Source organism: Mesorhizobium sp. B2-2-4 (assembly GCF_006442375.1).
Classification (GTDB): domain Bacteria; phylum Pseudomonadota; class Alphaproteobacteria; order Rhizobiales; family Rhizobiaceae; genus Mesorhizobium.
The window spans coordinates 1-11837 of record NZ_VFWB01000006.1; the positions used below are offsets into that span (position 1 = coordinate 1).

Annotated in this window: 4 protein-coding genes and 1 pseudogene; 1 reads left to right on the top strand and 4 read right to left on the bottom strand. The window is 64.0% G+C overall.

Going from position 1 to position 11837, the window contains the following annotated elements; translation table 11 throughout:
* From FJ959_RS16090 to FJ959_RS16110, 4 genes and pseudogenes are all read right to left on the bottom strand, one after another.
* Positions 1–227, bottom strand: a pseudogene (locus tag FJ959_RS16090) (molybdate ABC transporter permease subunit); the annotation flags it as partial.
* A 21-nt stretch (positions 228–248) separates the two neighbouring features.
* Positions 249–1274: a sulfate ABC transporter substrate-binding protein gene (locus tag FJ959_RS16095; RefSeq protein WP_140630852.1), complete on the bottom strand. Its 1026-nt coding sequence runs from the start codon at positions 1272–1274 to the stop codon at positions 249–251.
* Positions 1275–1832: 558 nt separating this feature from the next.
* Complete coding sequence (gene pbpC, locus FJ959_RS16100) at positions 1833–3926, bottom strand: penicillin-binding protein 1C (RefSeq protein WP_140630854.1); 2094 nt, start codon at positions 3924–3926, stop codon at positions 1833–1835.
* Positions 3927–4138: 212 nt separating this feature from the next.
* A complete protein-coding gene (locus FJ959_RS16110) occupies positions 4139–9637 on the bottom strand; it encodes an alpha-2-macroglobulin family protein (RefSeq protein WP_140630857.1) in 5499 nt (1832 codons plus the stop codon).
* Between the two features lie 273 nt (positions 9638–9910).
* Between FJ959_RS16110 and FJ959_RS16115 the strand changes: the two genes are divergently transcribed.
* Complete coding sequence (locus FJ959_RS16115; RefSeq protein ID WP_140630860.1) at positions 9911–11836, top strand: autotransporter assembly complex family protein; 1926 nt, start codon at positions 9911–9913, stop codon at positions 11834–11836.
* Position 11837: the final 1 nt, after the last annotated feature.

The window sequence follows — 11837 nt, forward strand, 5'->3', positions numbered from 1 at the left end:
AAGGCGGTGCCGAAGCTGATCTCCAGCGCGTTGATGGTGCGGCGGTCGGTGGCGATCGCCCAGAAATCGGTCCAGCCGAGCGCCGCAGAGCGCCAGATCAGCCCCGACAGCGGAATGAGGATGATGAGGGTCAGGTAGGCAAGCGAGAAGCCGAGCGTCAATCCGAAACCCGGAATGACGCTCGGCTGTCGAAACCGCCAACCCGCCCGAGCGGGTGCTGTGATCATATCGTCCTGAATATCGACTGCTTACTGGGGCTTGTAGATCTGGTCGAATATACCACCATCGCCGAAATGGTAAGGCTGTGCTTTCTTCCAGCCGCCGAATTGTGGGTCGTCGATGGTGACCAGCTTGATCGACGGTAGCTTGGCCAGGTCCTCTGCCGGCACCAGATCGGGCTTGGCCGGACGATAGTGGTTCTTGGCGATGATCGTCTGCGCTTCCTTGGAATAGAGCCAGCCCAGATAGGCTTCGGCGACCTTGCGCGTGCCCTTGGCATCGACATTGGCGTCGACCAAAGCGACCGGCGGCTCGGCCAGGATCGAGGTCGGTGGATAGACGATATCGAAATTTTCGGCACCGAACTCGTCGAGCGCTAGATAGGCCTCGTTTTCCCAGGCAATCAGCACGTCGCCCAGGCCCTTTTGCGCGAAGGTCACCGTCGAGCCGCGCGCACCGGTATCGAGCACCGGAGCGTTGGCATAGAGCTTGCCGACGAACTCCTTCGTCTTGGCCTCGTCGCCACCGTCATTGGCGTTGGCATAAGCCCAGGCGGCGAGATAGTTCCAGCGTGCGCCGCCCGATGTCTTCGGGTTGGGCGTAATCACCTGGACGCCGTCCTTGACCAGGTCGTTCCAGTCGTGGATGCCCTTGGGGTTTCCTTTGCGGACGAGGAAGATGATGGTCGAGGTGTAGGGTGCCGAATTGTTCTCGAATTTCGTGCGCCAGTCCGGATTGATCTTTTTCGACTTGGAGACGATGGCGTTGATATCGCCTTCGAGCGCCAGCGTCACCACGTCGGCGTCGAGGCCGTCGATCACGGCCCGGGCCTGTGCGCCCGATCCACCGTGCGACTGCTGTATGGTGACCGTTTCCCCTGTCTCGGCTTTCCAGTGAGCGGCGAAGGCCTCGTCATAGGCCTTGTAGAGCTCGCGTGTCGGATCGTACGACACGTTGAGAATGGTGGTATCGGCGAACGCGAAACCGAGCGTGCCGAACTGGACAGACGTGGCGACCAGTGCGCCGAGCAGTCTCCTGAAACGAGGTTTGGTCATTTCTGCCTCCGTTGAACCCACGTCAAATCTACCGAATTGGTAGAATTTAGATGCATTAAATGTTGCCTTTTTTGCCGTTTTGGAGAAAATCTTGGACCTGATTTCGCGGTGCGGAGAAACATTTTCCCTCAAACGTCCCCTTGGCGAATCCCCATCGATCTATCTAGGAACAAGCGGTGCCGAAGCAAGGCTGTGGCATTTGGTCGGCACGCTATCCGGCTGGACTGGGAAATCGAAGCGCTGCTTGGCGGAGGGATCGTGGTTCAGCGTGAAGGTGCCGCCATTCGCGTGCATAGTTCTTGAATCCGGCCGAGTGCATCGCGCCGAGCAGCAGCTTGCAGTTTGCCGTCGCTTCGCTTGCGGTACAGGAAAATTGTCCGTTCCGGCGTAACGGATATCCTGCGGATCGAGGGGCCGGCAACGCGGACGAAGTCGGCGGGCAGGGCGTCGGCGCGGGCTGGGAGGAGATTGCGGGTAAAGGAACTAGCGTCGCGAGTATTGTCGCGAGGCGCCGTACCTCGGCGAAGAAGCGCAATCCCCTGAATCGCTTGCGCAATCTTATTCAACAAACACCTTCACACTTGCCGCGCGTCCCGCCGCATCGATTACGGTCAAGGTCGAGTAGCCGGTGCCGTCCGGTTGCCATGTCGCGGTGCGCCGGCGGTCGATGCCGGTCAGCGGCTTGCCGTTGGCCAGCCAGCGGAACGGCGCGCGCCCGCCTTGCAGCTTCATTATCAGCGGCGAGGCGTCGGCCGAGTTGGTGGCGAGATCGACGCGGGCGCCGTCGGGCGGAAAGATAATGGTCGGCGCGGGCTCTGTGGGGGTCGAGGCCTGAACCAGCCCGTCGGACCCGGCGCCGAAGCGGGCAAGCGTCACAGGCAGGTCGTTACGTCGAGGAGTGAAGGCGCCGGGGGGCTTGCCCGGCAGCGGCACGGTGGCGAGACCCGAGCGGACAAAGCCCTCGAACAGAATTGGGGCTGCCGACACATAGCCGGACAGGCCAGGCACCGCGCCGGCATCGGCCCGGCCGACCCAGACGCCCAGCACGTAACGGCCGTCGAAGCCGACCGACCAGGCGTCTCGGTAGCCGTAGGAGGTGCCGGTCTTGTAGGCGATGCCGCGCTGCAACGCACCCTCGGGCGGCTTGACGCCCGACAGAATGTCGATGATCTGCCAGCTCGCCTGGGCATCGAGGATGGTCGCGGTGGTGCGCTCGGCATCGGCCGGCTCGGTGCCATCATGCAGCGTGTGCGTCTTGCCGCCATTGGCAAGGCCCGTATAGAGTTGGACCAGATCGCGCAACGTGACGCCGACGCCACCGAGGCCGATGGCCAGGCCCGGCGCCTCGTTGACCGGCAGGATCGGGTTTACCCCAGCCTGGCGAAAGCGGGCCGTCAGCCGCGCGGGACCGACCGCGTCGAGCACGCGGATCGCCGGCACGTTGAGCGACAATTGCAGCGCCTCGCGGATGCTGACGTCGCCCTGGTAGCCCATATCGAAATTCTTCGGCCGGTAGCCGCCGAAATCGGCCGGGCTGTCCTCGATCAGCATTTCCTGCGCCACCAGTCCCTGTTCGAAGGCAAGACCGTAGATGAACGGCTTCAGCGTCGAGCCGGGCGAACGCACGACCTTGGTCATGTCGATCCAGCCGGAGCGGCTGGCGTCGAAGAAATTGGCCGAGCCGACTTCGCCCAGAATATCGCCGGTGCGGGAATCGGCCAGCACCATGGCGACGGAGAGACGCGCCCCAAGCTTGGCGGCGGCGTCGCGCGCTACCTGTTCCAGCCCTTCCTGGACGCTCTTGCGGATCGTCAGCTTGAGCGGCTGGCCGGGAACCGCCTTGGGCAGCATCGCATAGGCGGCGTGCGCGGCGAGCGCCGGCAAGCTACGGCGTAGGCCAGACACATCGTCGAGCGCGGCGCGCGCGGCCTCGCGTTCGCCAAGCAGGCCAGCCGAGGCCATGCGGGACAGCACGCGGTCGCGGGCGGCGTGCGCGATCGCGAGGTTGCGGTCGGGCCGGCGCTTCTCCGGCAGCTGCGGCAGGGCGACGAGAAGCGCGGCTTCCGAGACGGTGAGCCGCTTCGGCTCCTTACCGAAATAGGCGAGCGAAGCGGCGCGCACGCCTTCGAGATTGCCGCCATAGGGCGCCAGCGTCAGATAGCGTTCGAGGATCTCGTGCTTGGACAGCCGCCGCTCGATCTGGATGGCGCGCAGCATCTGCTTGAGCTTGGAGCCGAGGCTGCGGCTGTCGCGCGGCTCGATCAGGCGGGCGAGTTGCATCGACAGCGTCGAGCCGCCGGACACGATGTGGCCACTGGTGGCGAACTGGCCGGCGGCGCGGGCAAGCGCCAGCACATCGACGCCTTCATGGTTCCAGAAGCGCTTGTCCTCATAGGTGACCAACATGTCGACGAACTGCTTGTCGACCTGGTCGAGGCGGGTTTCGAGCCGCCAATAGCCGTCAGGCGTGGCGAAGGCGCGCAAAAGCTGGCCGTCGCGGTCCTGGACTTCCGTCGAGACGGTAAGCTTTTCAGGAAGCGGAGGCGGGAAGGCGCGGTCGAGCTGCCACAGGGTAGCGGCGGAAACAGCAATAACAGCCACCAAGGAGGTGCTAGCGATAGCCGCGCGGCGCAGGAATTTTCTTGAGGGCATGGCGCTGCCCCTCATCCGCCTGCCGGCACCTTCTCCCCGCATAGTGGCGGGGAGAAGGGAGCTGTCGCAATCGTCGGCGCCTTTTCTGTAACGTTGAAAATTGGCGAAAGCCTTGGTGCAGGCCCCTTTCTCCCCGTCACTAAACGGGGAGAAGGTGCCGGCAGGGCAATGAGGGGCAGCGCAAACTTCACGTTCATGTCCGCCTCGACACCTTACGGCGCCTTGACCTCCATCATGCCGGTGGCGGTACGGGCCGAATATTGCGGCCGGTACATGTCCTCCACCGTTGCGGCCGGATGGGCGTAGGTGCCCGGCGTCACGGCGCGCACGACATAGGCGAGTGTCAGATTGTGGTCGTGGTCGCCGTCACTGGGGTTGAAGGCGGCGACGAAACGGTCGTCGCGGAATTCCAGATGCGCGGCGTCGGTCTGTGCCAGCCAGGAGAAGTTCGACAATTGCGCGCTGGAGACCAGGCCGGGATTGTCGATCTCGAAGCCGGCCGGCAAAAGGTCGGTAATCAAAAGGCGCGAAGGCCAGTTGTTCTGTTCGTTGACCTTGAGCACGACGACATAGCGTTCGTTCTGGGTTGCCTCCGTCACATTGGCTTCGGTGCCGTCGAGCTTGTAGTAGGTGCGCTCGATAGTGAAGCCGTCACCTCCCGCCGGCAAGGGCTGTACCGGCGACGCCACGGTGGTGACGACGGCCTGCAGCGGGGTCTTGCCGGTGTTGGCGATGGTGAGCGGGCTGTCGGCCAGATCGCTGCCGTTGACCTGGCTGGAATAGCCGCCGGAATGCGGCGCGCCATTGACGGAAAGCGTGATCGAATCATTGCCTTCCTTCAGTGCCCGGGCCGCCAGCAGCATCCAGGATTCATCCTGGGTGCTGGTCCAGCGGACCTCGGCGCGTTGTTTGGTCACCAGCTTGATCAATTCCGGCACGATCGTCGGCGCCGGTTTTGATTCCGCCGCCAGCGCCAGCATCGCGGCGCCGTCCCGCAGCGCCGAGCCATAGTCCGACCGGTAATAGTCATAGTCCGTGCTCGACTTGGCGAGCCGCAGCGCCGTCTGGAAGGTCGCTTCCGAACGCTGGGCGTCGCCATAGAGCGCCAGGCTCGCCGCCAGCTGGGCGACAGCCATCGGGCTGGTGAAGGCCTCGAGCTGGGTGTCCGCGTAATAGCGCAGATCGCCGATCGAGGCCTTCTTGTTGCGGGCGAGCACATAGAGCGCGTAGGCGATCTCGCTGCCGCGGTCCTGGACGTCCTGATCGTACCCAAGCGAGTTCTGAAGATTGCCCAGTGCCTGGTTCATGGCGAGCGCCGGCACGTCGTATTTCTGCTCGCGCGCCCTGGTCAGGAAGTCGGTGACATAGGCGTCGAGCCACAGATCGCCGGAGCCCGGGCCCCACAGGCCGAAGCTGCCGCCCGAAGCCTGGTAGCTCAGCACCTTGTAGATCGCGTCCTGGATGCGGCCACGCAGCTCGGGATCGCTCTCCATGCCGACGCCCGAGGCCATTTCGTTGACATAGAGCAGGGGCATCGCCCGGCTGGTGGTCTGCTCGGCGCAGCCATAGGGATAGCGGTCGAGCGTCATCAGGAGCGAGGGCACATCGAAGGCCGCCGCCTGCGAAACGCCGACACTGACCGAAGCGCCGTCGAGCAGGCTTGCCGCCAAAAGCTCCTTGTCGACGCGCAGCGCGCCGCCATCGCCCTTGAGGTCGACCACCATGCGGGTGGTGACCGGCAGTTGTGCTGGACGGACCGGCACGTAGAGCGTCTGCTCGACCTTGATGCCATCGGCGTGCGCCAGCTTGATGGTGAGCGAGGCATTGCCTGCCGTCTGTGCGATCAGCGGCACGGTCAGGGTCTGGCGCTTGCCCTGCGCCAGCGTCAGTTTCTGGGGCAGGGGCTTGTCGCCCGTCGAGAGGTCCCTCGTCGTGTCGATCGACAGCGCGTAGTCGCCGGCCGGGCCGTCGGTGTCCGCAATGTCGAGCCGCATGACGGCGGCGTCACCGGGCGCCAGGAAGCGCGGCAGGCCGGCGGTGATCACCACCGGATCGCGCACGATCACGTCCGACTGGGCGTGGCCGACCGCTTCCTTGGTCCAGGCGACGGCCATGACGCGAACCGTGCCGTTGAACTGCGGAATGTCGAAGTCTACGCGTGCCTTGCCGTCGGCATCGAGCTGCACCGGGCCGGAAAAGAAGGCGACCAGCTTTTCGGTCGGCGGGCTGCCCTGCGCCTGCATGTTGGCGCCGTCGCCGCCGGTCCTGAGCTTGCCCATGGTGCCGAGAGAGCCGTCGATCAGGCGGCCGTAGAGATCACGGATTTCCATGCCCAGCATGCGCTGGCCGAAAAACCAGTTCTCAGGATCCGGCGCCTTGTAGTTGGTCAGGTTGAGGATGCCGACATCGACGGCGGCGACAGTGACATAGGCGTTGCTGCCGGGCTCTACGCCGGCGACCGCGACCGGGATCGACAGCTGCTGGCGCGGCATGGTCTTGTCCGGCGGGGTAAGGCTGACGGCGAGCTTCTTCGAGCCCGGATCGACCTTCAGCCATTTCACGCCGATGGCGCGGGCCGGCATGCGGCTTTCCTGCGCGTCGCCAGGCCGGAACAGGGTTGCCGTGACATAGGCGCCGGCGCCCCAGTCGTCGCCGACCGGGATGTCGACCGTGCCGCCGCCGGCCGGCACCGACGCCGTGACGGTCTTCAACAGCTTGTCGGAACCGATGTTGACCAGAAGTTCGCCGGCAAAGTGCGGCGAGACCTTGAGCCTGGCCACTTCGCCGGCGGCATAATTGTCCTTGTCGAGGGCGATCTCGAGACCATCAGGCGTTTCGGTAGTGGTGGAGGAGACATACCAGCCGCCATCGAACTCATAACTGGTCGCGGGTCCTTCCGGATCCGCTGTCTCGACCTCGAGCCGGTAGCGGCCCCAGTCGACCGGGATCGACACTGTCGCCTCGCCATCGGCGCTAAGGTCGACCTGGCCATTGGCGATCGATTTGGTGAAGGTGACAGGTTCGTAATTCCATGAGTTGTTGGAGCGGTACCACTGGTAATTGCGCTCGACCTTGACCAGCGACCATTGCGCGCCTTTCAGCGCCTCGCGCTTGCCGTCGGGGTCGACGGCGATCAGGCTGAACTTCGCCGTGCCGCCCTGCGGCACCTCGTCGTCAGCGAAATCCGGCCGGATGCCGATCATGTGGCCTTGCGGGCGGATGCCGATGTTGAGCGAGCGCTCGATTGCGCGGCCGCCGGTCTCACGCATGCGGACCGTCACCTTGGCGTCGATGAGCTTCGTGGTCGACGGCAGTTGCTCGACGGAGACCGGGAAGGTCGCCTTGCCATCCTCGCCGACCACCGGAAGATCGGTGAACGGGGTGACGGTCGGTTCCGACGACTGCTCGTCGGCAAGGCCAAAGGAATAGCCGTTGAAGCGGTCCCAGTCACGCGCGGTCGACAAGGTCAGTTCGCCTTCGAGCGCGAGGCCAGCAGCCGGTGCGCCATAGAGAAAGCGGCCGTCGACGGTGATGTTGGCGGTTTCGCCCTGCGCGATCTCCTGCTTGTCGGCCTTCATGTCGAATTCGATGCGGTCCGGCACGAAATCCTCGACCAGGAACATCTGGCTGGCGACGGCCGGTTGCTTGGGATCGGTATAGATCGATACCGACCAGGTGCCGCGCATGGCGTTTGGCTGGAGCGGCAGATCGACGGCGTGCCCGCCGGCTGACGCGCCATCGCTGACGACGCGGCGATCCTCGACGCCGTCCGGGCGCGAGAAGATGAAGGTCAGCGGCAGGTTCTCGACCGCCTTGGCGGCGCCGTCACGGGCAAGAGCCGCAACATGCACCTCCTCGCCGGCGCGGTAGATGCCGCGCTCGGTCCAGGCGAAGACATCGAGCGCGCCCGGCGCTGCGCGTCCAGTGACGCCGCGGTCGGACAGGTCGAAACCGGCGCGGGCCATGTCGAGGAAGACAAAGTCGTTATCGCCCTGCCTGGCCATCAGCACGGCGGGCACCATGCCGCCGTCGCCGCGCGTCAGGCCGGGATTGAACACGGCATGACCATCGGCATCCGAAGTCGCGGTGCCGAGGATCTCGTTGTTGCGGGCAACCAGCGTCAGTTCGGCGCCCGCTATCGGCTTGGCGCTGCCCAGCGAACGGGCATAGACATTGAGCCCGTCCTGACCGGTATAGGTCGAGAGGCCGATATCGGAAACGACGAACCATTGCGTGGCCATCGAGTTGTAGTCGTCGCTCTTCTCGCTGACAGCCTGGGCAGTCAGCACATAGACGCCGGGCTTGCGCCGCGGCAGCGCCTCGTCGACCGGGAAGGAGGTGGTGACCTCCTTGTTCAGGTCGTTGGCGATGTCGAGCTGGCCTTCCCAGACCGGCTCGCCCATCTGCTCGGAAATGTTTGAGATGTCGTAGCTGTCGAGCTGATGCAGGAACTGGTAGCCGGACAGAAGCTGGGCCAGCGAGCGGTCGCCGATGCGATAGAGCTTCATCTCGGCGGCGTTCATGTTGACGGTGACGACGGGGATGCCGCGGCGCGCACCGGCCGGCAGCACGAAGCTGTCGCCGGTGAAGCGGGCCGAAGGCGCACGGTCCTGCACGTAGATCGACAGCACGACAGGCGCGGCGGTCACTTCGCCGATGGCGGCCGGCAGGCCGGCGCGGAAGGTCACGTCATAATGCTGGCCGTGTTCCAGTCCTTCGACGCAAATCTGCTTGTCCTTGGCTTCAACGCCTTTGGGCGGCTGGTTGTCGACGGTGACGAATTGTGCGTAATCGACGCCGGTCTTGACCAATTCCTCGGAGAATTGGGCGCAGATGCGCGGGGCGCTGGTGTCGGCATCGACGGTGTGGTCGATGACGCGGAAACCCTTGCGAGCCTTGAGATCGGAATAGTCGGCCTGGACCGCAGGCGAAGGTACCAGGGCAAGGCTGGCTTCATAGGCCTGCAGGGCGGGGCGATAGAGGTCGCGCTTGTCGAGGCCGGAGCCGATGAGCGCCAGCGTCTCCGCCCGCGTCCTGGCTGTACGCAGGAGCTTGTAGGCATTGAAGGCGGCCGACGTACCGTTTGCCGGCAAGGTGGAGGCCTCGGATGTGTTGGCCGCCGGCTGCACGGCAAGCATTTCGCGCGCCAGGTTGAGCCAGAGCTGGCCATCGTCGGGCATGACAGAGACCGCGGCCTCGTATTTCTGCACGGCAGTGCGATGATCGCCGGTGAGCACCGCCTGCTCGGCCGCCGTGGTCAGCGCGGCCATGCCCTCGGTCGGCCTGTCATAGGCCGGGCCGAGCAGCCGGTTACGGTATTGCTGGGCCTGGTCAGCCATCCAGTTGGGGAAGAAGGCGAGTTCCGGCGGCGCGCCGATGTCGGGGTCGCCGTCGATATTGACGACCTTGCCCGCGACCGCGCCGTTGAAGGGCTTCAACTGGTTATAATCGGATTTGAGGAAGCACCATTTGGCCTTGGTGTTATAGGTGAAGGCGCGGCAGGCGGGATCGCCCAGGCAGGTGGTCTTGCATTGATCGAGCGTGACGTTCTGGTCGGACCGGAGGTCGAAACCGAAATAGTCGGAATTGTCGGTCGTTGCGACTCGCCGTGCTTCGGCCGCTTGCGCGACGTTACCCCAGGCCAAGACATTGGCCCAGGCGAAGAAGAGAAGGATCAGGAAAGACAGACGACGAGCCGCGCGCATTGCCATAACACCCTCCAGACAATTTGCAGACGTCCGGGCATGTTCAAGCTTCACTCAGGCTTGTCAACATGAGGACGCGGCAGGGTTCCGCCTGCCAACGGTTTCCTTTCCGGCCAACAGCCGGTAGTACCTCCATAGGACAGGGGATCACGCATTCTTGCGGCAATGCAAAAGGTGTGAATTCCAAGCCCGTCCTATTTCAGACAATTGGATTGTGGCCCCTTTACGAGCGCTTCAGAACTTCATTCCAATTTTAGGTTTGTAAAGTAGGTTGTCTTAATGCCGGCGTATGAAAGGCAGATGTCAGGGGGTACCGAGCCAAAGCGCGTGCTTTCGCGCGCGCTGCTTCTGGCCGTGATCTGCTGCTCGCTGATCGCCGGGCTGGGACCGGCGGCCGCCTTCGAAATCTTCGGCATCAAGCTGTGGGGCTCATCGAGCGATGAGGATGCCGACATCGTCGATCCGATGCGCTACGCCGTGACCATCTCCGCGCCCGACGCCGACAAGGACCTGGTAAAAAAGCTCGAAAACGCCTCGGCGCTGAAGAGCGACGAAGACCATCCCGTCTCCGGCTCGCTCGGTCTGATGGCCAAGGCGCGCAGCGATCGAGAACAGCTTGTGGCGGCGCTCTACGCCGATGCCCGCTACGAAGGCGTCGTCACCATCACCATCGAGGGCAAGCCGCTGGACGAATTGCCGCCGGACGCCGAATTCAAGGGTCCGCAGCCCATTCCCGTGGCCGTCAACATCGCCGCGGGTCCCAAATTCACCCTCGGCGATATCCGGCTGGAGGGTGACGCCGCTGGACTGATGAGCGCCGATTACGGCCTGATATCAGGCGGCGACGCTGGGTCTGGCGCGGTGCTCAAGGCCGAGGCGCTGATCGTGCGCACGCTGAAGGAGCAGGGCAGGCCGCTGGCCGAGGTGACCAGCAGGCACATCGTCGCCGACCATGACACGTCGACCCTCGACGTGACGCTGACGGTTGCTGCCGGGCCAGTCGCCGGCTATGGCGCGACCACGGTGGAAGGCACCGAGAAGGTCGACCGCGACTTCACCGAATACATGACCGGGCTGAAACGTGGCCGGCAATACTCGCCTCAGGAGATCGACGATGCGCGCGACAGGCTGCTGGCGCTCGAGGTCTTCAACAGCGTGACTTTCAAGGAGGCCGACAAGCTCGATGCCGAGGGCAACATTCCGATCGGTGTCCAGGTCAGCGAGCGCAAGCCGCGTTATTTCGGGCTGGGCGGCACCTTCTCGAATACGGAAGGGCTGGGGCTGGAGGGGTATTGGGGCCATCGCAACCTGTTCGGCCGGGCCGAGAAGCTGCGCATCGACGGAGCCATCAGCGGCATCGGCAGCAATGACCTGTCCGAATTGAACTACAATGCCGGCATCATGTTCGAGAAACCCGGCGTGATCGGGCCGGCATCTAAATTCTTCGCCGGCATCAAGACCGTGCTCGAACATCCCGACGCCTACGACCATTTCTCGGTCAAGGGCAACACCGGCCTGTCCTATGAACTGACCAAGAACCAAACCGTGTCGGCCGAGGTCGCGCTCGACTATTCACGCATCCACGATTCCTTTGGCAAACATAAATACCTGATCGCCAGCATCCCGCTGCAATATGTCTATGACAACAGGGACGTCAGGCTGAACCCGACCAAGGGTTTCAGGTTGCTGGCCTATGCCGAGCCGAGCTACGACATATTGAGCGGTGCCGCCTTCCTCAAGCTGAAGGGCGAGGGATCGGCCTATCAGTCGCTGGATACCGCTTCGAAATTCGTGCTGGCGGAACGTGTCGCACTTGGCTCGATCGTCGGCACCAGCCTGCAGAACGTGCCTGCCGACCGGCGTTTCTATTCCGGCGGCGGCGGCTCGGTGCGCGGCTATGCCTATCAGGGCATCGGCCCCAAGGATTTCACCGGCCAGCCGATCGGCGGCCTGTCCTTCTTCGAGACCTCGGTTGAAATGCGTATCGCCATCACCGACACGATCGGCATCGTGCCGTTCGTCGATGCCGGCACGGTATCGACCAAGTCGTTCGCCGATTTTTCCGACGTCAAGGTGGGCGCCGGCGTCGGCTTGCGCTATGTGACGCCATTCGGGCCGCTGCGTATCGACGCCGCCGTGCCGCTCAACCGCGACCCAGGCGACCCTCATTTCGGCATCTATGCCGGCATTGGTCAAGCGTTTTGAA